This is a genomic window from Bacillus sp. RB3 (assembly GCF_030164735.1).
Classification (GTDB): domain Bacteria; phylum Bacillota; class Bacilli; order Bacillales; family Bacillaceae_G; genus Bacillus_A; species Bacillus_A cereus.
Genome location: NZ_JASNGE010000010.1, coordinates 132,215 through 155,883, shown reverse-complemented (window position 1 = coordinate 155,883; position 23,669 = coordinate 132,215). Strand labels below are relative to the sequence as shown.

Here is a 23,669-nt window from a genome sequence, read left to right as displayed (position 1 = left end):
TTGCCTCTCCCCTCTTTTACTTACGCATTTTTGGATCTAACGCGTCGCGTAATCCGTCTGCCATTAAGTTAAACGCTAAAATTAATATACTGATGACAACCGCAGGGATGAACATCATATGCGGATACGTTTGAATAGATTTATAACCATCATTTACAAGAGAACCTAGTGACGCAAATGGTGGCTGAATTCCTAAACCGATGAAACTTAAGAACGCTTCACCAAACACCGCTGATGGAATTGTAAACATTGTCATTACGATAATAGGTCCCATTACGTTTGGAATTAAATGTTTCACAATTAATTGTGTATTTGTTGCACCTAATGTACGAGATGCTAATACATATTCTTGGTTTTTTAACTTTAAGATTTGTCCACGAACAATACGCGACATCCCTATCCAACCTGTAATCGCCATCGCAAGTGTAATTGACCAAATACCAGATCCCATAATGATTACCATTAAAATAACGATGATTAAGTATGGAATACCGTTAATAATCTCCATAATACGTTGCATAATGTTATCTACTCTACCGCCGTAGAATGCTGAAATACCTCCGTATGCAACCCCAATTACTAAGTCAATTGCTGCCGCTAAAAGAGCGATATATAATGATACGCGTGTACCTTCCCATGTTCTTGTCCATAAGTCACGGCCAAGGTCATCTGTACCAAACCAGAAGTACTCTTTAATATCACGTTTTTCATATTGGTCAACACCATATTGATCTGTACCGTCAAATGGTAACCAATGAACATTTTCAATAACTGGAATTTTTGGTGGTAATTTCGCACGACCTAAATCTTGCTCTTTATACGAGTGTTTACTTACCATCGGTCCAAAAATCGCTAATAGCGCAATGATAACTAACAATACAAGGCCAAGCATCGCACCTTTATGTTGGAATAAACGTCTTCTTACATCTTGCCAAAACGTTAAGCTTGGACGGGCAATGACTTCATTATCAACATTATTTTGATTGGCTTGTTGAAATAAATCTGGAGATAATTTTTGTACATCTTTCATCATTTTTTCCCTCCCGCTAAACGAATACGAGGATCAATAATTCCGTATAAAATATCGACAATGAAAATAACTAAAATGAAGATCGCACTATAGAAAATCGTAGTTCCCATAATAACTGTATAGTCATTTAAAGTAATCGATTTAACGAATTGTTCCCCAAGTCCTGGTACAGCATAAATTTGCTCGATAACAAGTGTTCCTGTAATTAATGCCGCAACCATTGGTCCTAAAATTGTTACAACTGGAATTAACGCGTTACGAAGTGCATGTTTGACAATGATAACGCCTTGGCTAATTCCTTTCGCTTTCGCTGTTAAAATGTAATCGGCTTGCATAACTTCAATTAATTCTGCACGAGAGAAACGTGCGATTGTCGCGATAACTCCCATCGATAATGCAATTGTAGGCATTACAGTAAACTCTGGTCCTTTCCAGAATGCTACTGGGAACCAGCCTAGTTTTACCCCTACGAAATATTGCAGTAATGCGGCGAATACGAATGATGGTACCGACATTCCGAGTACCGAAATAACTGTTGCACTATAATCTACCCACGTATTATTACGAAGTGCGGCAACAATACCTAAAATTAAACCGATAAATGTTCCTAATATAATCGCTTGTAAACCTAATTGGGCTGATGGTCCAATACGATCCACAATCATGTCTGTTACTGGGCGGTTATCATATTGGAATGATACCCCTAAATCACCTTTTGCTAAGTTACCTAAGTAACGTGCATATTGAACTGGTACCGGATCATTCAATCCGTATTTTTCAAGAATGATTTCTTTTTGTGCCGGTGATAGCTTCTCCTGGTTTTTAAGCGGAGAACCCGGAAGTAATTTCATCAAAAAGAAAGTCATTGTAGTAATTAAAAATAATGTCAAAGCCATGTACACGAAACGTTTTAATACATAACGTCCCATAGTCAAGCACCTCCCCGTTTTTCTCAAAAGCAATAAGATAGTTTAAAATATTCTTACTTTTATTTTTTTAAAATAAGAGCATATGCCCATCATAGGCATATACCCTTGTAAACGATGGAAAAAAAAGATTATTTTTGTTCAACAGATGCCCATTTGTAAGTTAATTTACCACCATAGTTAATTGGGATAATATCTTTTACGGCACCTTTTACTACATACGCTGAACCTTTTTGGAAGATTGGAGTGATAACTGCATCCTCTTTAATTAACATCTTCTCTACTTCTAGAAGGTTGTCCCAGCGAGCTTGTAAATCTTTTGTATCTGTTTTAGCTTTTAGGATTAACTCATCATATTTCTGATTAGAATACCCTGTTTTATTTTGAGAACCATTCGTAACAAACATATCTAAATATGAGATTGGATCTGGGAAATCTGGTCCCCAAATACCAAACGCAATATCATATTGCTGAGAATCTTCTAATTTATTTTTTTGTGCGAATGGTTGCTGTTTAATTTTAATTGATAAACCTGGTAAGTTCTTTTCCATCTCACCTTTTAAGAATTCCCCAACTTTTTTAGCATCTTCATTATCAAAGTTTAAGAATTCTAGTTCGATTTTATCAGTTCCAAGCTCTTTCTTCGCTGTTTCCCAAAGCTTTTTTGCTTCTTTTGGATTTGTTTCAACTAGCTTTCCATTTTCAGCTCGGAAATCTTTTTTATTTGGACCTTCAGCGAAATCTTTTCCAACAAATCCGTAAGCTCCAATTGCGCCGTTATTTAAAATAACTTTTGCAATGTTATCACGGTCAAAGGACATTGAAATTGCTTTTCTTAAGTTTTTATTACTTAAGTACTGATTACTTTGATTAAATCTTAAGTAAGCAACCCCTGCCTCTTTTCTTGTTTGGAACTCTGGGCTTTTTCTAAACTTATCAACAAATTCAGACGTTAAAGCCGCTCGATCAATCGCGTTTGTCTCATATAAATTTACATCAGTTGCTGTATTTTTTACAATATTAAAGTTGATTTCTTCGATTTTAACCGTTTTATTATCCCAATATGAAGGATTCTTCTTGAATTGGAAACTTTGTTCATGTTTCCAATCACTCATAACGAATGGACCGTTATATAATGTTGTATTTGCCTCTAAACCAAATTTATCACCTTGTGCTTTTACAAAGTTTTCATTTAGTGGGTAAAATACTGGATAAACTGTTAAATCGATAAAGTAAGGAACGGGATTGTCTAATTCTACTTCTAATGTATAATTATCAATCGCTTTTACACCTAATTGGTCAGCAGGTAATTCTTTTTTATGAATTTTCTCTGCATTTTTAATATCGAACATAATGTATGAATACGTTGCTTTTGTATCTGGATTTACTGCTCTTTTCCATGAATACACAAAGTCTTTAGCTGTTACAGGTTCCCCATTCGACCATTTCGCATCTTTTCTTAATTTAAATATGTATTTCTTCCCATCATCTAGCTTTTCGACATCTTCTGCAACTCCAGGCATTCTCTTTTGATCTTTGCCAATACGATATAAACCTTCCATCGTATTATTTAATGCTGTAGAAGATGAAGAATCAGATGCTAATGATGCATCCATTGACGGAATTTCAGATAACTCTGTTAAATTAAGAATCTGTTTTCCGTTACTACTACTCGTAGCGTTCTCTTTCCCTTTTGCTTTTGCGTCATCTTTTTGGTAGCTACACGCGCTAAGCAACATACTTGCAGTTAAAGTTGATGCAAGTAATAACGGTATCTTTTTCTTCATGTTGTGTTGCCTCCCCTAATTGCACTTCCTGTACCCTCACTTGTTAAAAAGTAGAATTGAAAGAATAATCTCCAAGTTTCTACAATTTTCATTATACATATAATATAACAATTGTGAATATAGTTTTTTGTTTTTTTGTTAAAATTTTTAATAAAATATTTATATTTTTAATTTTTCGTAAAGGGATACATTAACATTGCTACCATCATCTTAAAATCAGACCTTTAATTGCGTATAATTTTCAAAAAATTAATCCTAGTACTTATTATAGCTTTTATAGTATAATAATTCTAGTAATATTTTGACGGAGGGGAATATTTTGAATAAAGTTTTTTTTCATACTTGTATACTAATTTTTATAGCGATGATTGCTTCTAGTATTGGTGCATTCCTCATTTCATCTCAATTTTTGTTGAACTTTGTCAACATTTTGTTTTATATTGCACTGTTTTTTATTCTTATCGGCGGTTTTTTATACATATTTCAAAATGGTTTTTTCAATGTAACCATTTACGCATTCCAAAGAGTATTTGGTACGAACAAAAAGATTGACTCTTTAATTGAAGAAGTCGAGGAACCTACAGATAAGAAAGAACGTATTTATAAAACATATTCATTCAAATGGACATATCCAATTTGTATTACAGGTATCTTCCTTGGGTTGTTCTCGACCCTTATTAGCTTTACTATTTTGATGTAGTTTGCAAACACTATCCCATATGATATAATAATCAGCAAAACATTTTGTTATAAAACTTTAGTTCTTTCATATTAAAAGAGCTCAAGTAACAATAAATAAATTTATATGTATGCGATGATAAAGAAGAGTACATATTGAGGCAATTTCAGAGAGCTTGTGGTTGGTGTGAACAAGTAATTGTACAGTATGGAATGGGCTTTTGAGCACCAAACCGAACCGAAAGTAGTAGGCTTTGGCGTTATATCCTAACGTTATTATGGATTAGAGAGATTTCACAGTAGTGAAATAATTAGGGTGGTACCGCGGTCCATTCGTCCCTATAGTTTTTGGGATGAATGGGCTTTTTTGTTTGCCTTCTCTCCCCCCCATCACGCATTCAATTTTAGGAGGAATTACTTATGTCAGTTATCTTTTCTGGTATTCAGCCAAGTGGAACGATTACACTTGGAAACTATTTAGGCGCAATGAAGCAGTTTACAGAGCTTCAAAATGAACACGACTGTTATTTCTGTATTGTAAACCAACATGCGATTACAGTACCTCAAGATCCCGTCGGACTTCGTAAAAACATCCGCAGTCTTGCTGCACTTTATGTAGCATGCGGCATCGATCCTGAAAAAGCTACTTTATTTGTACAATCAGAAGTACCAGCACACGCTCAATTAGGATGGATCATGCAATCTGTTGCTTACGTTGGAGAATTAGAACGTATGACGCAATATAAAGATAAAGCTTCGGGTAGAGATTCAGTTCCAGCTGGATTACTTACGTATCCACCATTAATGGCTGCTGATATTTTACTTTACAACACTGAAATCGTACCAGTTGGTGATGACCAAAAGCAACATATGGAATTAACACGCGACCTAGCAGAGCGTTTCAACAAACGCTTCCGTGAAGTGTTCACAATTCCTGAAATTCGTATTCCAAAAGTAGGCGCTCGCGTTATGTCATTAACAGAACCTACGAAGAAAATGAGTAAATCTGATCCGAATCCAAAATCAATGATCAGTATGCTTGATGAACCAAAAACAATTGAAAAGAAAATTAAGAGTGCTGTTACTGACTCTGAAGGTATTGTGAAATTTGATAAAGAAAACAAACCTGGTATCTCTAACTTATTAACAATCTACTCTTCATTCTCTGGAAAAACAGTTGAAGAAATTGAAGCAATGTACGAAGGAAAAGGATACGGCGACTTCAAAGGCGACCTAGCGCAAGTAGTCGTAGAAGCAATTCGTCCAATCCAAGACAAATATAACGAACTAATCAACTCACCAGAACTAGACGAAATTCTAGACAAAGGTGCAGAAAAAGCAAACCGCGTTGCATTCAAACAACTACGCAAAGTAGAAAACGCAATGGGACTAAGCAGAAAACGTAGGTAACATATAAGGTGGAAGCGGCTCGTTCAGAATGTGAGGGGGATGGAGCTCCTGACGTAGAGGCGCTTTTTGCCTCGCAGGAAGGCGCGAAGCCACCGAACATTCTTGCCACTGGAGCTGGATTACTACAAAATTAAAAAACCGCCAATTGGCGGTTTTTTAATTTACCTTTTGCTCATTTTCCATTTCCCATAACTTTTCAAAAAATGGCTGTCCTTTTACGAGACGCTCGCATAATTGTTCATGCTTATCAGACCAGCCTGTTTTCGCTTCATCATACAGCTTAACCCAAATATCTTCAAATTCCATATGTTGAACCATTCCATATGCTGATGGATCCCACTCTGTGAACCAATAGCGAATTTCTGCTGTATTTTTCGTTGTATGTAATTGATCTAACGCCATAAATAATAATTGTTTTAGCTGTCTTTCTTTACGAGTCAAGCCATTCATAATGAAAGGCGATGGTGATAAAATGTGATGTTCTTTTTCTGTTTCTTCTACTTGGAACTCATACTTTTCTGCTTGTACGTTTTCTACCATCTCATATACCATCTGCTCTTGGCGTGGTATAAGTCTGCTTTTGCGAATTGGTACATTGTAACCAATTGTGTCAATCGCAATAATTCCTTTTCCATCTGTAACAACAAAGCAATACTCTTGCTGCAAACGTTCATGATTTTTACGAATATAAGCCTTATGATGTACGTCTTCCAGCATTTTTTGCGGAAGCTCTAACAATTCGTTCTCGATGTAATGATATAATGTGGCATCTACTTTTAATAATGGCACTTGATCTAATAACTCAATCGTATCATCTTTCCGCCATTCGTAAAAATGACAAACGTTATACCCATTTTCTTCACCTTCAAACCAATTTACCCATACATCATGTAGATATAACATTCACTACCCCTCACTTCACTACTGTTTGTACCAATCATTATGTTCATTTTCGCTTAACTTTATTCCACTTGAGGAAATATATTCTAATTATTATTTTTTCTTCTATTAATACTAAAAAAACAGGAAATAGAACTCCTGTTTTTTTATATATGAAATGTACTTGCTTTATTCAATATTTCTTTTGCATCTATAGATAATAAAGAAAGTGTATCTTCTCCTTCCAAAGTTACACAATCTTTGACAATATGAAATCCAAGCGCATAGCCAAGCATCTTCGGATAAGAGTGAAAGCCATTTAATAAGATGTCATGTTCCCTTGTTCCTCGTTTTATACTTATTCTTTCATGTACAATATTTTTCCAATAATAAATAGCCTCTTCCTTTGAAAGATACGCCGTCCACGGTGCATTGTTTTTTTCTGTATACCTTTCTGTTACTGCTTGTTCAGCTAGCCCTTCCATAATCATCGTATCAAGTAATGTATATTCTGTTTCTTTCGTCTCAATTTGATGTAACCTGCATATGTGATGATATTCATGCGCTAATAACACTTTTAATTCTTCTACCGAATTCCGTCCACATACGAATAAGAAAATAACATGACGCATAGATAATCCAGCCCTACCGTTATACTCTTCTTGTACAGTTCGATTATAGGAATCTGATAATAAAATAAAGACAGGGACATCTGGACCTTTTAACCAGTTTTTCAGTTTATCATACTCCAGGCTCAATTCTTTCCAAATTTCCTTTTCCTCTAATTCTTTAATTTCCTTTTCTCCGCGCATGATCGGGCGATACATCCCTTTTGAAATTAAAAAGCGATACAACCTTTCTTTTGGCAACGGAATATACTTCGTAAATTTCTCACAAAGTTTTTCTGGCCGCCCATAATATAAATGTAGCCATTCAGCTGTTTCAACAATCCCCATCTTTATCCCTCCTTTTTCTTATGTATATGCTACAGGAGAAAAAGGCGTAAAAATAAATAAGGAGTTTTTTCGCAATATATTGCGAAAAAACTCCTTATTTCATCTATTATTTATACGATTTAAATACTAACACTGCGTTATGACCACCAAATCCTAATGAGTTACTTAATACTGCATTTACTTCTTGGTGTCTCGCTTGATTCGGTACGTAATCTAAGTCACATTCTGGATCTGGTGTCTCATAGTTAATTGTTGGCGGAATTACTCCGTCTGTAATTGATTTAATAGAGAAAATCGCTTCAACAGCACCAGCTGCTCCTAATAAGTGACCTGTCATTGATTTCGTTGAGCTAATCGCTACTTTATACGCGTGCTCACCGAAAGTTTCTTTAATTGCCATCGTTTCATATTTTTCATTCGCATCCGTACTTGTACCATGCGCATTAATGTAATCAATATCTTCTGGCTGTAGGCCTGCATCAGCTAAAGCTTGACGCATTGCACGCACTCCGCCTTCACCACCAGGAGCAGGCATTGTAATATGGAACGCATCTCCAGTTGCACCATAACCAGCAATTTCCGCGTAAATGTGAGCACCACGCGCTAATGCGTGCTCTAATTCTTCAAGAATTAGAATACCTGAGCCTTCACCCATTACAAAACCGCTACGGTTTTTATCAAATGGACGGCAAGCCGTTGCTGGGTCTTCATTAAATGTTAATGCTTTCGCTGAGCTAAATCCTGCGAATGCCATACTTGTTAGCGGTGCTTCTGCTCCGCCTGTAATCATTGCATCAGCATCACCACGCTGAATTGCTTTAAATGCATCACCAATTGAGTTTGCACCAGATGCACAAGCCGTTACAGAACAAGTGTTAATTCCTTTTGCTCCTGTTGCGATTGATACTTGACCTGCTGCCATATCCGGAATCATCATCGGTACGAAGAATGGGCTCACGCGGCGTGGGCCTTTCTCAGTAAAAATCTTAAATTGTTCTTCGTATGTTTCCATACCGCCAATACCTGATCCAATCCATACACCAATTCGAGGTCCGTTTTCTTCTGTAATTTCAAGCTTTGCATCTGCAACTGCCATTTTCGCTGCTGCTACTGCATATTGTGTAAAGCGGTCCATACGGCGCGCTTCTTTTTTATCAATATATTTCTCGACTTCAAAGTCGTTAATTTCTGCTGCTACTTTTGCTGGAAATAGTTCCGGATCAATTCTTGTAAGTCGTCCGATTCCAGATACACCCTTTTTAATGTTTTCCCATGCTGTTTCAACATCTGTTCCGACCGGTGTAACAGCTCCTAGTCCTGTAATTACGACCCTCTTTTTTTCCATACAAAATACACTCCTTTTTTTCTCTCAGTCCTTATTTACCCCAACGAAGAGCGACTGCTCCCCATGTTAATCCGCCACCAAAACCAACAAGTATAATTAAATCACCATCTTGAATACGTCCATTTTGCAATTCCTCTACCATTGCAATTGGAATTGAAGAAGCTGATGTATTACCAAACTTTTCAATTGTCATACTCATTTTTTCTTGTGGTAAATTTAATCTCTCTCTTGCAGATTCCATAATACGAATATTCGCTTGATGCGGTACTAAGAAATCCACATCCTCTTTTGTAAGACCAGCCTTATCCAGCACGCGAAGACAAGATTCACCAAGTTGACGAACGGCAAATTTAAAGACTTCTCTGCCATTCATCATAACATACTCGTCTTGATATAGATGCTTACCGCCGCTTCCGTCTGCTCCTAATTCGAAAGATAGAACGCCTCTTCCTTCTGAAACTGCTCCCATTACGATAGCACCGGCTCCGTCTCCAAATAATACCGCTGTATTTCGATCATTCCAGTCTACAATTTTAGATAGCTTATCACTACCAACTACTAATACGTTTTTATAAGTCCCCGTTTGAATAAATTGCTGCGCTGTAATCATTCCGTACATAAAACCAGCGCATGCTGCACCTACATCCATTGCAGCTGCATGTTTCGCTCCAATCGTTTCTTGAATGACACAAGCTACTGCTGGAAACGCACGATCTGGTGTTACTGTCGCCACTAAAATAAGATCGATATCTTCTCCGCTAACCCCTGCATCTTCAAGTGCTTTTTTTGCAGCCTCTACGGCCATATATGAAGTATCTATTGTATCATCGGCAATGCGTCTTTCTGCAATTCCCGTTCTCGTACGAATCCATTCATCGGATGTATCCATTATTTTTTCTAAATCGTGATTTGTGACTACTTTTTCTGGCACATATCTTCCGATCCCTAAAATGCCCACGTTCACATCGCAGCCCTCCGTTTTATATCAATTATTATGACTTGGTACTAATTTTAAAACATAAATGTATTTTTGTCTAGAATATATTTCGCATAAAACAGAAAGCTAACGCATTATCCACTTTATTTTTCATTAAAAGAAACAGAAACATACCTCTCAAATATAAAAAGACTCAAACCCTTCTGTTCACGGTTCGAGCCTCTCTTCCATCTAAAAAGATGTTTTTTATTCTTTATCTGCTTTTCTTCTAAACTAGAGAGTTCTCCTCACTACCTTTCCTTTATCCTCTTCATATCTCTGGTTTTCCCCCAGGCGAGAATAAAAAAGGCCCTGACCGCTTCTATCCACGGTTCGGGCCTCTCTTCCATCTTAAAAAGATGCTTTTTATTCTTTATCTGCTTTCCCAAGCTCGTAAGCTTCGTTCATAACTTTCATTAACAACTCTAACACCGGCTGTGCCTTCTCCATATCAAGTGCAATTCCATTATCATCTAAAATTGCCTTTGCTTCCGGTAAATGCTTCATTGCGATTTGTAAAAACTGCATGCTTTTTTCGTTCATATTATACTCTTCCTCTCCATTAAAACTTTCACATACAATAGTGTAACACGCGTACTACCCTTCGTATAACTCTTTATATTTTTTCATGTGTGCCAGTTGCTTATTTAAACCGTATTCTAACGGAGTATTTCTTTTTATCGAAATTACTTCGATAGCCTCATCTCTTACTTCGCTATTATTTTTATTTACTTTATCATCCGCGCGTAAAAGATTCATACCTTTTTCCCATAATGACTGTTTACCACTAAGTAAATTGTATATACCAAGATGCGCCCCGTTCGTTCCATGTTCCCATAAGTATTCACATACATCTTCAACGTAAAGTAAATCATTCCCCTTTTCCTCAATCGTACAACGGCACTCTTTTTCAACTAATTCTGATAAAATAAGCTGATGAAACATCATAAAGGACGGTTGCCACGGTCCATATAATGTTGGAACTCGAAATACACTATATTGTAAATTCCCTTTTTTCAATCCTTCTTCTACTTTCAAAAATAGGCGCTTATTTTCGGATTCATCTGTACTGCCTACTTCAATAGAAGAAATTAAATTTAACTTCACTTTTTGTTCTTCACACATTCTTATAATTCGCTTTAAATATTGTAATATGACTCTTTCATTCCGAAATCCACTTTGCTGATTTGGCTCATATAAGCAAAAATAAACAGTATCGAATCTCTCTTCCTCAACCGATCTCCATCCATCTTCATCTCTTATCGAATAATACGTAAATAACGCATTTCGCCCAATTAATAATAACTTCTCTTCATTAATTTTGGTCATACTATCGAATTCATCAAAATCAAGACCATAGACTTCCACTTCTTCTGCAATCATTTTATTTACAAGGTGATAACCTACAAACGTAAGTGCACCTATTATCAGCACGCGTTCCATACCACCAACCCTTTCCCTCTGAAACAAATAGCTCCTCATTTATGTATATGGGAGCTTCATAATTCTTCTTCATATTTTTTAAAGAAATCAGTCGTTTGCCTAACCATTTTATATTTCACATCTTGCAGATGGAACAAGACAGAAGTATCACATTGATTTAGTTGCCTCATTTTCTCATATCTACGCAACTGCTGTTTTCTTCCTCTTTTTTCTTGTGTTGATACGAAAATTTTAACAGGTACACAAGATGGAAGAAGCGTAAATGATTTCTTATTTATTTTTGATTCTAATTCTTCTTCTTTGGCATCATACGCCAAACTTAATTCCTTCACGAGTCTCTTGTAAAAAAATTTATGCTCTTTCTCAAAACTTACATATTCCGGTAAATCTAAACACGGATTTAGCATAACAACAGAACGAATACATTCAGGATATTTGTTCATCATTTCAAGTGCTACAAGCGCTCCCATACCATCTGCCATAATGTGCATTTTCGCATTTAACGTCTCTTTTCTCAAAACAACATCATATAAACGTTTTGCCAGACGAACAGATTGATCGTTTCCCCAATGTCTTCCGTATAAATTAGAGGAAAAGACCGTGTAGCCTTGTTCAATAAGACCATGTAAAAAATAAGATTTACCCGCATGTTGTGTCCATAAACTTGTACCATTCTCAATAAAGTAGTTATAATCACCGAGGAGCATAACAGAAAATCCATTTGGCTTCTCCGGTAAATAAATGACACATGGTTCTTTTTCTAAGTAAAAAAAACGTTCCGTAATACTCATTTTTCCCCCGCCTTATTTTCTAAACATATAAAAGTACTCTTTTATAATGTATGAACGGAATGCAAATTTGCGTTGAAAAATCTACAAATATTTTTCTATATTCTTTTTTCAATTGTGTTACAATAAGGACAGATTGAACGAATAGAGGTGTAAAATATGCGTTTCATTTGGGCATTAATTTGGTCGTTCTTACTTGTACATATGATGAGCTATGTAATCGGCTCTATGACTGGCGGTACATACGACTTTAACCAAGCGTCTATTTTCTCAGTTGTTCTTGCTGTGTTAGTACTAGCAATTTCAGCTGCAATTCCAAACGAGCCAGTAGAACAACACTAAAAAAGAGTCCGGATTTTATCCGAACTCTTTTTTATTTTTATTTCACATGAACGACTAATTCGTTATTTTCTACATCAACAACTACGTGACTATTGTCAGTAATTGTTCCTGCAATTAATTCTCGTGCTAATTTCGTTTCCACTTGACGCTGTACGTATCGTTTTAATGGACGAGCTCCGTACATTGGGTCGAAACCAGCTTCTACAACAAATTCTTTTGCTGCATCTGTTAATTCTACTGTAATGTGACGGTCAGCTAGACGACCTTGTAGTTCTTTTACAATTTTATCAACAATGCCTTTAATTTCATTCGTTGTAAGAGGTTTGAATAAAATAATTTCATCAACACGGTTTAAAAATTCAGGGCGGAAATGTCCTCTTAATTGCCCCATTACAAGGTCTCTTGATTCCTCTTTAATCGAACCATCTTCTTCTAATCCATCTAGTAAATGAGCAGATCCGATATTTGAAGTCATAATAATAACTGTATTTTTAAAATCCACTGTACGACCTTGCGAATCTGTAATGCGTCCATCATCTAACATTTGTAATAAAATGTTGAATACTTCTGGATGTGCTTTTTCAATTTCATCTAATAAAACAACGGAATATGGTTTACGTCTTACCGCTTCTGTTAATTGACCGCCTTCCTCATATCCTACATATCCAGGAGGTGCACCAATTAAGCGTGATACTGCGTGTTTCTCCATATACTCAGACATGTCAATGCGAATCATTTGCTCTTCACTATCAAATAAAGACTGGGCTAACGTTTTTGCAAGTTCTGTTTTACCAACACCTGTTGGTCCTAAGAAGATGAAAGAACCAATCGGGCGGTTCGGATCTTTAATACCAGCGCGAGCACGAAGAACTGCGTCTGACACTAGGCTTACTGCTTCCTCTTGTCCGATAACACGCTCTGATAAGATTTGCTCTAAGCGTAATAATTTCTCGCGTTCACCTTCCACGAGTTTCGCAACAGGAATACCAGTCCAGCGTGAAACAATATCTGCAATTTCTTCTTCACTTACTTCCTCACGTAATAAACGATTTTCTTGTTTATTATGCCCGCCCATTTCTTCCGCTTCTTTTAACTCTTTTTCAATTGCTGGAATTTTTCCGTGACGAAGTTCGGCTGCTTTATTTAAATCGTAATTACCTTCTGCTTCTTCTAATTCACGACGCAGACGTTCTAAATGTTCACGTAAGTCACGAACTTTGTGAATTTCTTCTTTTTCTTTCTCCCATTTCGCTCTCATACCACTTGCAACTTCTTTTAAATCCGATAATTCACGTTGCAATGTTTTTAGACGCTCTTGGCTACCACGATCCGTTTCTTTTCCAAGAGCCGCTTCTTCAATTTCCAGCTGCATAATGCGGCGCGTTACTTCATCTAATTCTGTTGGCATAGAATCGATTTCTGTACGAATTGTTGCACACGCTTCATCAACAAGGTCAATTGCTTTATCAGGTAAGAATCGATCTGAAATATATCGATCTGATAAAACTGACGCTGCTACAATCGCACGGTCATGAATATTTACACCGTGATAAATTTCAAAGCGTTCTTTTAATCCACGTAAAATTGAAATTGTATCTTCAACAGTTGGTTCTTCTGCTAATACTTGTTGGAAACGTCTTTCTAGCGCTGGATCTTTCTCAATATATTTGCGATATTCATCGAGCGTCGTCGCCCCGATACAATGCAGTTCACCACGCGCAAGCATCGGTTTTAACATATTTCCTGCATCCATGGCTCCTTCTGTTTTACCAGCTCCAACTATTGTATGAAGTTCATCAATGAATAATAAAATGCGTCCTTCACTCTTTTTAATTTCATTTAATACAGCTTGCAGACGCTCTTCGAACTCACCACGGAATTTCGCACCAGCTACGAGTGCACTCATATCTAACGCAAAAATCGTTCTATCTTTCAATCCTTCAGGTACATCCTTTTTCACAATACGCTGTGCTAGCCCTTCAACGATTGCTGTTTTACCAACACCTGGCTCCCCAATTAAAACCGGATTGTTTTTCGTTTTACGTGAAAGAATACGGATTACACGTCGTATTTCACTATCACGGCCGATTACAGGATCGATTTTCCCTGCTCTCACTTCCGCCACTAAATCACGGCCATATTTTTCTAACGCTTCATAAGTTGCTTCTGGATTTTGACTAGTCACTCTTTGATTCCCCCGAACTGTCATTAAAGACTGTAATAAGTTATCTTTCGTAATATGCAATCTTGTAAATAATTGATTTATATCGCCTTTTTCTTCAGAAAAAGCAAGCAATACATGTTCTACTGAAATGTAATCATCCTGCAGTTTTTCTGCTTCTTTCCCTGCTCTTACAAGCAGTTGTTGCAGAGCGCTCGTTACATACAATTTTCCAACTTCTGCACCGCTCCCCGTTACAGAAGGTTTCTTTTTAATTAAACTTTCAGCACCTTGCTTTAATGCTTCTATATCAACATTCATTTTTTGAAATATACGTACTGCTAATCCATCTTGCTCTTCTAATAATGCAAGTAATAGATGAACAGTATCCACCTCTTGGTGATGATGAGATACCGCTAAAGATTGGGCACTCATAATCGCCTCTTGTGTTTTTGTTGTCATTTGATTTAAGTCCATCTTTACAGCCCTCCAAAAGTTTGACTTTCTTTGACCTTTGATTTGATTATACGCCAACTGACTTTTTTATACAATAATTTTGCCTATGTATTTTCAAACTTATTATTTGAAAAAGAAAAAGAGAGCATTCATTATACTGCTAAAAAATACGGTAAATGAAATTACAATGTGTAACGACAAAAAAGCCGCAATAATGATTGCGGCTTCTGTTACGGTTTTCTTTTATATGTCCACTGGCGGTTATGATTCGTGTTATCCGGAAACTTTTCACCGGCAGTTAATTTCACCATTTGCGGATCTTTCACCATACTTCCCGTTTCACCAATTTCTACGTAAATGCCATCATTCGGCGCTTTTTGTCCAGAACGAAACCTGCGATTTTGTCCCATCTTCATTCTCCTTCCATGACGTCTTGCCTCATTAGTATATCCATTTTAAAAGAAAGCTTTTCTGTCATGTTTAGGAAACAGTACTACATCTCATTCTTGTACATATATATGAATGACACAAGCGTAAGCAGGGATTTCTTTCCTACTTGTAGAAAAAAAAAGAAACCAACCTACTCTAGGCTAGTTTCAAAGGAGAGTCAAACATATACGAGAAGATTACATGTTCATTATATGCCTCACCACACGAGCAATGTAACCCTTTTCACAATTTGTACATAATGAAAGAAACATTGTTTGAACTTTCTAAAAAGATGTTGACTTTTCTTAATTTCCAACGATAAATAGTAGACACCGCAGCACTTTGAGACGTAAGATGGATATATAGTGAAATTTCCATCTATGGTGATTTCACCGAGTCTAACCTCTTATTTCTGCATATTAAAAACGGAAATACAGATAGATACAAAAAAATTATTATAAGAGGTGAAATTATGAACAAACAACATTTAATCGCATTAGACTTAGACGGTACTTTATTAACAGACAACAAAATAATTTCCACTCGAACGAAACATACAATTGCAAAAGCAAAGGAACAGGGACATATTGTTGTTATTTCAACAGGACGTCCATTCCGTGCTAGTTATGATTACTATAAAGAACTTGCTCTTAACACACCTATCGTAAACTTTAACGGTGCTTACGTACATCATCCTCTTGATTCAAGCTGGGGAACACACCACTCTCCTCTTGAGCTAGCAACAGCGCAAGAAATTGTCCGAGCTTGCTTTGATTTTGGCGTAAAAAATATATACGCGGAAGTAATGGACGATGTGTATGTTCGTGAAATTGATGAAGATAAAAAACATATTTTCGAATTCGGCTCTCCTAAGATTTTTACCGGAGACTTATTAAATATTTTAAACGATCATCCAACTTGCTTATTAATTGACGCACATGACGAGCATTCTACTGCAATTCGTCAACATTTAACGGATATGCATGCGGAAGTAATCGACCATAGAAAATGGGGCGCACCTTGGCCGATTATTGAAATTGTGAAAAGCGGATTAAATAAAGCAGTTGGATTACAAAAAATTTCTAGTCATTACAACATTCCACAAGAGCGCATTATCGCTTTCGGTGATGAAGATAATGATTTTGAAATGATTGAATTTGCTGGTCATGGCATCGCAATGGGAAATGCCATCCCTGAATTAAAATCACTCGCAAACCATACGACGTTAACGAACGAAGAAGATGGTATTGCTTTATATTTAGAAGAGGTTCTTGGGTTGTAATCTAAAAATTCCCTACTTATAGTTTCCTGCCAAATGTCCATACTATAAGTAGACGCATGAGACATTGCGTCGATTGTTTTCAGCTAAATAAAGGGGGTTTTTCGAATGGGTAAAAAGAACAAATCAAAACGTTTTATCCAACAAGGAGCCGATGCTGTTATGAAGCATGATGCAAGATTCCCGTACAGAGGTACATTAGCTGAGGCAGAAAAAGCAAGAAGTAACTCTTCTTTTGGAGGGGTTTAAATGGGGAACTTACTATTCCAACAAGCTAGAGATGCTGTTGAAAATGCCGTATCTTGTTCAAGCGGTACTGAGCAACAAGATCTCGTGTATAGAGCAAAAAATGCTTTGCAATCCGCTTACGCAAACTCTTCAACTGCTGAAAAAGTTCAGCTCCGTGAAATGCAAGAGCAATTGCAAAACATTACGAATTTACATTAAAAAAGAGGACCAACTTTGGTCCTCTTTAATCTTTCCGAAACAATCCGAACACCCCAACTGTTTGCAGTATATTTGTAAATGCACCTGGGTCCACTTGTCTAATAATCCTCTCTAATTCGTATAACTCGTAACGGGTAATAACCATCATTAACATTTCTTTATTTTCATTCGTATAAGCACCTGTTGCTGGTATCGTTGTAATCCCTCTTACTAATCGCGAGTGAATCGCCTTTCTTACGTCTGCCCCATTCTTCGTAACAATTAATGCTGTAATCTTTACATGACGAGTATGAATTGCATCAATAATTCTCGTTGATACATATAAAGTCACTAGCGTATACAACGCTTTTTCCCATCCATATACATAGCCAGCAGCGATAATGATAATTGCATTAAAAAAGAAAAAGTATGTACCGACAGGCTTATCTTTTATTTTTGATAAAATCATGGCGATAATATCTAATCCACCTGTAGAAGCACCCCACTTTAAAGCAATCCCTACTCCAATTGCCGAAATAATCCCGCCAAAAATCGCATTTAATATAATATCATTCGAAACCGCTCTAACAGGGATGATTTCTAGAAACAGAGTCATAAATATAACACAAAGAAAACTAAAAAAGGTGAAGGCCTTTCCAACCTTTTTCCACGCTAAAATAACGACAGGAATATTAAATAAGCTAAACAATACTCCCGTAGATATGTGAATCGATAAAAAATCACCTAATATTTGTGATAATAATTGAGACAATCCAGCAAAGCCGCTCGCATACACTTTTGCTGGCGTTAAAAATAAATTCATCCCAATCGCGTTTAATAAACCTGCGATGATTACAACGATTAACTTCTTTATAAGTTCAGTATAATTCAACTTCAAATCCATTTCGAATCCACCTTTACCCTTCATAAATGCACCGCTATACATAGTCTTTACGAAAAAGGAAATGATAAACGTACAACGTTTAGAAATGGAGTTGATACATATGCCACATACGAGTGATAACGACAAAAAAGCACGCGATAATAACGCAAAACGCACACAAAAAAATGAGCAAGAGCAAAAAAATATTCAGCAAGGTAAACGTGCATACTCTAAAAAGACCGATCACCTTTGATTCCATCGTACATCAACAATTATGTTGATGTACTTTTTTACATTTTAAAGGAAAAAAACATTAAAAATTCACTTCATGTTCACTTCTATATTCTACAATAGCGATAACATATTCGGATGAGGTGTTGGCATGAGAGGGAAACATATTTTCATTATTACTGCACTAATAAGTATATTGATGCTATCTGCTTGCGGACAAAAGAATGGCTCAGCTACAGTCGCTACAGCAACAGACTCCACCATTACAAAGGATAACTTCGAAAAACAATTGAAAGATCGTTACGGAAAAGACATGCTATACGAAATGATGGCACAAGACGTCATCACAAAAAAATATAAAGTACCTGATGAAGAGGTAAATAAAGAAGTAGAAAAAGTAAAAAAACAATATGGAGATCAATTCAAAAAAGTATTAGAAAATTATGGTTTAAAAGATGAAGAGGATTTCAAAAATCAAATTAAGTTCAAACTTGCTATGAATGAAGCGATTAAGAAAAGCATTACAGAAAAAGACATAAAAGACCACTATAAGCCAGAAATTAAAGCGAGTCACATTTTAGTAAGTGACGAAAATGAAGCGAAAGAAATAAAGAGTAAACTAGATGCTGGTGCTTCATTTGAAGAATTAGCAAAACAAGAATCACAAGATCTACTATCAAAAGATAAAGGCGGAGACCTTGGATACTTCAATTCAGGTACAATGGCTCCTGAATTCGAAACGGCTGCCTACAAACTAAATGTTGGACAAATTAGCAACCCCGTAAAATCATCAAACGGTTATCACGTTATTAAATTAACTGATAAAAAAGATTTAAAACCTTACGATGAGGTAAAAAACTCTATTCGCAAAAACTTAGAGGAAGAACGTACTGCTGATCCTGTATTCAGCAAAAAATTGTTACAAGAGGAATTAAAAAAGGCAAATATTAAAATAAATGATAGTGATTTGAAAGATACATTTACTCTTGTTTCTCCGCAAGGAAATTAAAAAAGCACAACCTTATTTTTTTAAATAAGGTTGTGCTTTTTAATCTTTCATCAATATTTCCAACTTTTTCTTCAAGCTTTTGTAATGCCAATTGATGTGATCTAATTCTATCTCCACTTCAATTAGCGCATCTATTAATTCTTCTTTAGACTGTTGTGAGTTCATAATATTTTCAAGTAATTGTTCGAATCTTTCAGTGCTCTCATATATATCATGTAAATCAACTGCTGCTATTTCGTGTTCTTTTTCAAGGGATAATACCGAGAGACTCTTTATCAATTGTTCCAGTACATTATCTTGCATTTTCGTACCTCTCTTTCAATATCTCATCATCATAAGAAATTATAAGATATACTGCGTTATAAAATTTCATATACACACCTTTTCGTCAAAGCGTATTACCCACACTTATTTTTGTTTAATAACTCAGATATCTAATCCCGGATAGCCCCTAAATATTAGGGCATTCATTCAAGCCCATTGCTAATTATCATACTTCCAATTATCCATAAAGTTTCTATTTCACGGATGCTCTCTAGTTTCTTTATACTCATCAATAATATATCCTGAATAAGCAGTAGCCTGCCTCTCATATCCAATTCTCGTTAGTCTTATATCATTAATCCATTGAAAATAATGTGTTAGTTCATGCGCAATAGTAAACAAATATCCTCCCAAAGCGTCATCTTTCCCTCTTTTCTCTAGCTCATCGTAATAATCTCCTGTCGAAATACGAATATACGGCTCATCATTTCGATCAAATGGTTCAAAGAAAGTACCATAGACCAACTCACCATCCATCGCCTTTATTTTATATGAAGATTTCACATAAATAGGTACTCTAATTGGAAAAAAATATTCTCGGCGTATCCATTTACAAAACTCTTTAATAGCTCTTCTCACTTCAGGATCAACATCTTTATCGAATTTTACTCGTAGTCCCATGCGATGACTCTTCTCTTCTAGATTATAATATTTCCGCCAATTTGTTAGTATCCAAATATGCATATAATCATCCTAATTATTTTATATTTTTAATACTGTCAGCGTTGTAAAAATTCAAAACACAGTGTAAAAGCTATCACAATTTTATACATAAAATGAAACTTTAATCAGTGATGATCTTACTGCCCGGCAAATAGCAGGATAGGCAGTACAAACACTGTGATAAATCTCTTATATTCTTTTAGCCTTTTTAATGAATCACATAAGAAATACTACAATCAAAATCTCACTTAAAAAACTACATAATAATTAACCATATATTTTTAAAACTTTATAACATACCTCTTCTATAACTTTAGTTTCCATCCTGCCTACTTCTTTCACAATATCTACCTTATAGAGCGAATACATTATTAAAAATAAAAAGAACTATCCCTTCTCTTAAAAATTCAGAGAAAGAATAGTTCTTTTTTCATCCACCTTATTTCTTAAAGTACGTCCAACCTTCTTCTTGGTAAACCTTTTCTTCTTTCATCAACTTACCAAGTGCGCGCTTAAATGCAGCTTTACTCATGTTAAAGCGTTCTTTAATATCTTCTGGATGGCTCTTATCCCAAAACGGCATTGCTCCGCCTCGTTCTTCCATATATGCATAAATTACTGCAGCATCATCTTCCATTCCTTCTTCTTTACGAGGAAGAAGTGAAATGTTAATTGTACCGTCATCTTTTACGTCAATAATACGGCCCGTTACACGCTGACCGATGCGGACTTGTTCTTTTCTTTCTGTATGGTGTAGGAAAGCACGGAAATGCTCATCCGTTAGTATGAATGAACCAACTTGAAGTGAACGATATACACGTCCGTTTACGTTTTTATTACGCATAGATGGCGTTGCATCTACGATAATTTCTTGCATATCACTGTCTCTTGCCGGAAGAGCAATTAAACGATCACGATTTGTTAATTTTAACGTACAATATAATTCGTCGCCTACTTCTGGCCATACCGGCATATAAATCGGGAACTCATCAGCTGGAATTAGTATATCTTTTGACACACCAATATCAACAAACACACCTAAACTAGGAATAACTTCTACAACCTTTACCCAGTTCCAATCATACGTTGTAATAATTGGTTCCTTCATTGTTGCTGAAATACGATTTTGGTGATCAAGGTATAAGAATACATCAATCGTATCGCCTTCTGCAATTTCTCCAGCTACTTCGTTTTTATGTAGGAAAATTTCTTCTTCTTCATTCCCAACCATATATCCGATTTCCGTTTCGCGTAAAACAGTTACCTGTTCAATCGATCCTATTTGCAAATACATATTTTTTAATTCCCTTCTATATATATAAAATTATCTTTTTTATCATTCCAAACAAAAGTTAATTATAACATGATTTTTCCTGTATTTGTCCAACTGCCCAAAATTCACTATAATAAAATGAGGTTACATGAATATAAGTACGAAAACACTTAAGTCTAGACTCGTTTTCAGCTATACTTTAGTATGTACAGTACATAACAAGATTGGAAATTTATTTGGAGGTGCTAACTATGGCAAAAGATAGTTCTTTTGACATCGTTTCGAAAGTAGAATTACCTGAAGTAACAAACGCAATTAATATCGCATTAAAAGAAATCCAAAACCGATATGACTTTAAAGGAAGTAAAAGTGATATTAAATTAGAAAAAGAAGTACTTGTTTTAACTTCTGATGACGAGTTTAAATTAGAGCAAGTAAAAGACGTTCTTATCTCTAAACTTGTAAAACGTAACGTTCCAATTAAGAACTTAGATTACGGAAAAGTTGAAGCTGCAACTGGCAACACTGTTCGCCAACGCGCAACACTTCAACAAGGTATCGATAAAGATAACGCGAAAAAAATTAACAACATCATTAAAGAAATGAAATTAAAAGTAAAAACACAAGTACAAGATGATCAAGTACGTGTTACAGCAAAAAGCCGTGATGACTTACAAGCAGTAATCGCAGCGGTTCGTAGCGCTGATTTACCAATCGACGTACAGTTCATTAACTACCGCTAAAAAGAAAACTCCTCTTAATTAGAGGAGTTTTCTTTTTTGTCTTGTAGAGACAATATTACGAGAACAAACTATATAAAAAGGTATATGCGGTGAAAATTGCTAAGTGAACAGAGTCTAACCATACGAAGACTTTACAAGTGACCGTATGATTAAACTAGGCCTTATTGTAGAATTTGTTTTATACATGCATTTAGCAGACCTTATTGAAAATAAGAAAAAGACACCTCAAGACGTTCCCCCTTCGATTTGAATTACTTTTCTTAATAACTACATCCTAGACCAAAATCATCTTAAAAATCGCTGTAACTCATAATTCCCCCCCCGCCAAAACGTAACAATTTATGAGTATAAGAATATTTCCCAACCTTTAATATAATGTAAAATTAATAAGGAACTTAAAAAATGTTAATTAAAAAAGAGTTAGAAGTGGTTATATGAAGAAATTAATACTATGGTTTTTATTGGCCACATTCTCCCTAAATACTGTAGGATGTTCTAATAATGCGAATTCACTAACGGATAAGTCTAACTGTATCAACAAAGCTTGGTACAAAAAAACTATGTCATGTAATCATTTAAAAAAACATTAAATAGTTAATGATAAAAGTCATAAAAAAAGACACCTAAAAGCGCCTTCCTCCGACTTGAACCATCTTAATTTTAATTATATTTGGATGGAGTTAAAAAGAAGCATAAATGGTTAATAAAGATGCAGACTTCAAAATAAAAAGTAAACTAAGTAAACTCTTATTCAAAAATTTATATTAAACACTAATATTTTAAAAGAAAGTTTATAAGTTTAGAACCTACAGGGATTTTCCCTGTAGGTTCTATTATATTTCAAGTAATCCCCAAATGAATTATGAGTGGCTTTTTTCATTTTGGTTTTCAAAATATTTTTCTTTAACCATTTTTATCAGATTTTCTTTTTCTGTTAGTTCAAATATAAATAATGCTTTTTTCATGTTATTTGCAATATCTTCTTCATTCTGTTGTTTAAATCTTAATAAATTCCATCCCTTTAAATAGTAAAGTTCACCTAATAAGTATAAAGTATTTAGATTAATAGCTAATTTGACTTTGTGAACATATTCCATGACATAATTCGGATTGTGATATATTTTTTTAATTCTAAGCTCTTTAATGGTAATACCCAAATCGTAAAATTCCATTTTCCACCTACTATTTAGCACTGTATTAGTATAAGAGTATTCTCTAACTTTTAATGTAAT

At 35.5% G+C, this 23,669-nt stretch carries 26 protein-coding genes, 1 pseudogene and 1 other annotated feature; of the genes and pseudogenes, 10 read left to right on the top strand and 17 right to left on the bottom strand.

All coding sequences use genetic code 11. The features are described from left to right. Nucleotides 1–16: 16 nt before the first annotated feature. The 3 genes from opp3C to QO049_RS15325 form a co-directional block, all read right to left on the bottom strand. The gene (gene opp3C, locus QO049_RS15335) at nt 17–1,033 is read right to left on the bottom strand and encodes an oligopeptide ABC transporter permease (RefSeq protein ID WP_000974106.1); all 1,017 of its coding nucleotides are present in this window, start codon (nt 1,031–1,033) and stop codon (nt 17–19) included. After that, entirely contained in the window at nt 1,030–1,959 is a 930-nt protein-coding gene (gene opp3b, locus QO049_RS15330; RefSeq protein WP_000534172.1) for an oligopeptide ABC transporter permease, read from the bottom strand. Before opp3b ends, opp3C begins: the two co-directional genes overlap by 4 nt. Nucleotides 1,960–2,087: 128 nt before the next feature. Further along, nucleotides 2,088–3,743 carry a peptide ABC transporter substrate-binding protein gene (locus tag QO049_RS15325; RefSeq protein ID WP_284489318.1) on the bottom strand — a complete coding sequence of 552 codons (1,656 nt, stop codon included), beginning with the start codon at nt 3,741–3,743 and terminating at the stop codon, nt 2,088–2,090. A 319-nt stretch (nt 3,744–4,062) separates the two neighbouring features. On the opposite strand from QO049_RS15325, the gene QO049_RS15320 reads away from it, so the two are divergent. From QO049_RS15320 to QO049_RS15310, 3 genes are all read left to right on the top strand, one after another. Next, nucleotides 4,063–4,443: a DUF3899 domain-containing protein gene (locus QO049_RS15320; protein ID WP_001044997.1), complete on the top strand. Its 381-nt coding sequence runs from the start codon at nt 4,063–4,065 to the stop codon at nt 4,441–4,443. A gap of 105 nt (nt 4,444–4,548) precedes the next feature. Then, nucleotides 4,549–4,765 (top strand) — a binding site (T-box leader). 76 nt (nt 4,766–4,841) lie between these two features. Then, nucleotides 4,842–5,831 (top strand): tryptophan--tRNA ligase, encoded by a 990-nt coding sequence (gene trpS / locus QO049_RS15315; protein WP_000110985.1) that lies wholly within the window; start codon nt 4,842–4,844, stop codon nt 5,829–5,831. 8 nt (nt 5,832–5,839) lie between these two features. Beyond that, nucleotides 5,840–5,965, top strand: coding sequence for a hypothetical protein (locus QO049_RS15310; RefSeq protein WP_098360443.1), 126 nt, complete (start codon nt 5,840–5,842; stop codon nt 5,963–5,965). A gap of 22 nt (nt 5,966–5,987) precedes the next feature. Here QO049_RS15310 and QO049_RS15305 read toward each other — a convergent pair whose 3' ends face one another. The 7 genes from QO049_RS15305 to QO049_RS15275 all read right to left on the bottom strand — a co-directional run bounded on the left by QO049_RS15305 (nt 5,988) and on the right by QO049_RS15275 (nt 12,221). Further along, a complete protein-coding gene (locus tag QO049_RS15305) occupies nt 5,988–6,734 on the bottom strand; it encodes a YjbA family protein (RefSeq protein ID WP_000966128.1) in 747 nt (248 codons plus the stop codon). A gap of 143 nt (nt 6,735–6,877) precedes the next feature. Beyond that, a complete protein-coding gene (locus QO049_RS15300) occupies nt 6,878–7,666 on the bottom strand; it encodes a DUF2268 domain-containing putative Zn-dependent protease (protein ID WP_000513275.1) in 789 nt (262 codons plus the stop codon). A gap of 106 nt (nt 7,667–7,772) precedes the next feature. Then, complete coding sequence (fabF, locus tag QO049_RS15295; protein WP_000412656.1) at nt 7,773–9,011, bottom strand: beta-ketoacyl-ACP synthase II; 1,239 nt, start codon at nt 9,009–9,011, stop codon at nt 7,773–7,775. Nucleotides 9,012–9,042: 31 nt separating this feature from the next. Continuing rightward, nucleotides 9,043–9,975, bottom strand: coding sequence for a beta-ketoacyl-ACP synthase III (gene fabH, locus QO049_RS15290; RefSeq protein ID WP_070757210.1), 933 nt, complete (start codon nt 9,973–9,975; stop codon nt 9,043–9,045). A gap of 378 nt (nt 9,976–10,353) precedes the next feature. Continuing rightward, nucleotides 10,354–10,530, bottom strand: a complete 177-nt coding sequence (locus QO049_RS15285) for a ComZ family protein (RefSeq protein WP_001986215.1) — start codon at nt 10,528–10,530, stop codon at nt 10,354–10,356. A gap of 54 nt (nt 10,531–10,584) precedes the next feature. Then, on the bottom strand, nt 10,585–11,457 hold the full coding sequence (locus QO049_RS15280) for an NAD-dependent epimerase/dehydratase family protein (RefSeq protein WP_001986101.1): 873 nt from the start codon (nt 11,455–11,457) through the stop codon (nt 10,585–10,587). 29 nt (nt 11,458–11,486) lie between these two features. After that, the gene (locus QO049_RS15275; protein WP_000028691.1) at nt 11,487–12,221 is read right to left on the bottom strand and encodes a lipase family protein; all 735 of its coding nucleotides are present in this window, start codon (nt 12,219–12,221) and stop codon (nt 11,487–11,489) included. A gap of 156 nt (nt 12,222–12,377) precedes the next feature. Between QO049_RS15275 and QO049_RS15270 the strand changes: the two genes are divergently transcribed. After that, complete coding sequence (locus QO049_RS15270; protein ID WP_001211116.1) at nt 12,378–12,560, top strand: YjzD family protein; 183 nt, start codon at nt 12,378–12,380, stop codon at nt 12,558–12,560. A 37-nt stretch (nt 12,561–12,597) separates the two neighbouring features. On the opposite strand, the gene clpB is transcribed toward QO049_RS15270, so the two are convergent. Beyond that, complete coding sequence (gene clpB / locus QO049_RS15265; RefSeq protein ID WP_000365405.1) at nt 12,598–15,198, bottom strand: ATP-dependent chaperone ClpB; 2,601 nt, start codon at nt 15,196–15,198, stop codon at nt 12,598–12,600. 209 nt (nt 15,199–15,407) lie between these two features. Continuing rightward, nucleotides 15,408–15,587, bottom strand: coding sequence for a YjzC family protein (locus QO049_RS15260; protein WP_000531421.1), 180 nt, complete (start codon nt 15,585–15,587; stop codon nt 15,408–15,410). Nucleotides 15,588–16,078: 491 nt separating this feature from the next. Here QO049_RS15260 and QO049_RS15255 point away from each other — a divergent pair, with 491 nt between their 5' ends. From QO049_RS15255 to QO049_RS15245, 3 genes are all read left to right on the top strand, one after another. Then, nucleotides 16,079–16,888, top strand: coding sequence for a Cof-type HAD-IIB family hydrolase (locus tag QO049_RS15255; protein ID WP_001041231.1), 810 nt, complete (start codon nt 16,079–16,081; stop codon nt 16,886–16,888). A 105-nt stretch (nt 16,889–16,993) separates the two neighbouring features. Continuing rightward, nucleotides 16,994–17,134 (top strand): hypothetical protein, encoded by a 141-nt coding sequence (locus QO049_RS15250; protein ID WP_000516816.1) that lies wholly within the window; start codon nt 16,994–16,996, stop codon nt 17,132–17,134. Next, nucleotides 17,135–17,332: a DUF3813 domain-containing protein gene (locus QO049_RS15245; protein ID WP_000527407.1), complete on the top strand. Its 198-nt coding sequence runs from the start codon at nt 17,135–17,137 to the stop codon at nt 17,330–17,332. Between the two features lie 25 nt (nt 17,333–17,357). Here the strand turns inward: QO049_RS15245 and QO049_RS15240 are convergent, their stop codons facing one another. Then, complete coding sequence (locus QO049_RS15240; protein WP_000364432.1) at nt 17,358–18,215, bottom strand: YitT family protein; 858 nt, start codon at nt 18,213–18,215, stop codon at nt 17,358–17,360. Between the two features lie 100 nt (nt 18,216–18,315). On the opposite strand from QO049_RS15240, the gene QO049_RS15235 reads away from it, so the two are divergent. Further along, entirely contained in the window at nt 18,316–18,447 is a 132-nt protein-coding gene (locus QO049_RS15235) for a DUF3941 domain-containing protein (RefSeq protein WP_001120851.1), read from the top strand. A 129-nt stretch (nt 18,448–18,576) separates the two neighbouring features. Further along, on the top strand, nt 18,577–19,434 hold the full coding sequence (gene prsA, locus QO049_RS15230) for a peptidylprolyl isomerase PrsA (RefSeq protein WP_065704601.1): 858 nt from the start codon (nt 18,577–18,579) through the stop codon (nt 19,432–19,434). Nucleotides 19,435–19,473: 39 nt separating this feature from the next. On the opposite strand, the gene QO049_RS15225 is transcribed toward prsA, so the two are convergent. The 3 genes from QO049_RS15225 to QO049_RS15215 all read right to left on the bottom strand — a co-directional run bounded on the left by QO049_RS15225 (nt 19,474) and on the right by QO049_RS15215 (nt 21,715). Next, nucleotides 19,474–19,737, bottom strand: coding sequence for a hypothetical protein (locus QO049_RS15225; RefSeq protein WP_001153798.1), 264 nt, complete (start codon nt 19,735–19,737; stop codon nt 19,474–19,476). A 219-nt stretch (nt 19,738–19,956) separates the two neighbouring features. Next, the gene (locus tag QO049_RS15220) at nt 19,957–20,442 is read right to left on the bottom strand and encodes a hypothetical protein (RefSeq protein WP_000548429.1); all 486 of its coding nucleotides are present in this window, start codon (nt 20,440–20,442) and stop codon (nt 19,957–19,959) included. Nucleotides 20,443–20,860: 418 nt separating this feature from the next. After that, nucleotides 20,861–21,715, bottom strand: a complete 855-nt coding sequence (locus tag QO049_RS15215) for a CvfB family protein (protein ID WP_000281257.1) — start codon at nt 21,713–21,715, stop codon at nt 20,861–20,863. A gap of 230 nt (nt 21,716–21,945) precedes the next feature. On the opposite strand from QO049_RS15215, the gene QO049_RS15210 reads away from it, so the two are divergent. Then, nucleotides 21,946–22,437 carry a YajQ family cyclic di-GMP-binding protein gene (locus tag QO049_RS15210; RefSeq protein ID WP_001040149.1) on the top strand — a complete coding sequence of 164 codons (492 nt, stop codon included), beginning with the start codon at nt 21,946–21,948 and terminating at the stop codon, nt 22,435–22,437. Nucleotides 22,438–23,297: 860 nt separating this feature from the next. On the opposite strand, the pseudogene QO049_RS15205 reads toward QO049_RS15210, so the two are convergent. Beyond that, nucleotides 23,298–23,516, bottom strand: a pseudogene (locus tag QO049_RS15205) (hypothetical protein); the annotation flags it as partial. Between the last annotated feature and the right edge of the window lie 153 nt (nt 23,517–23,669).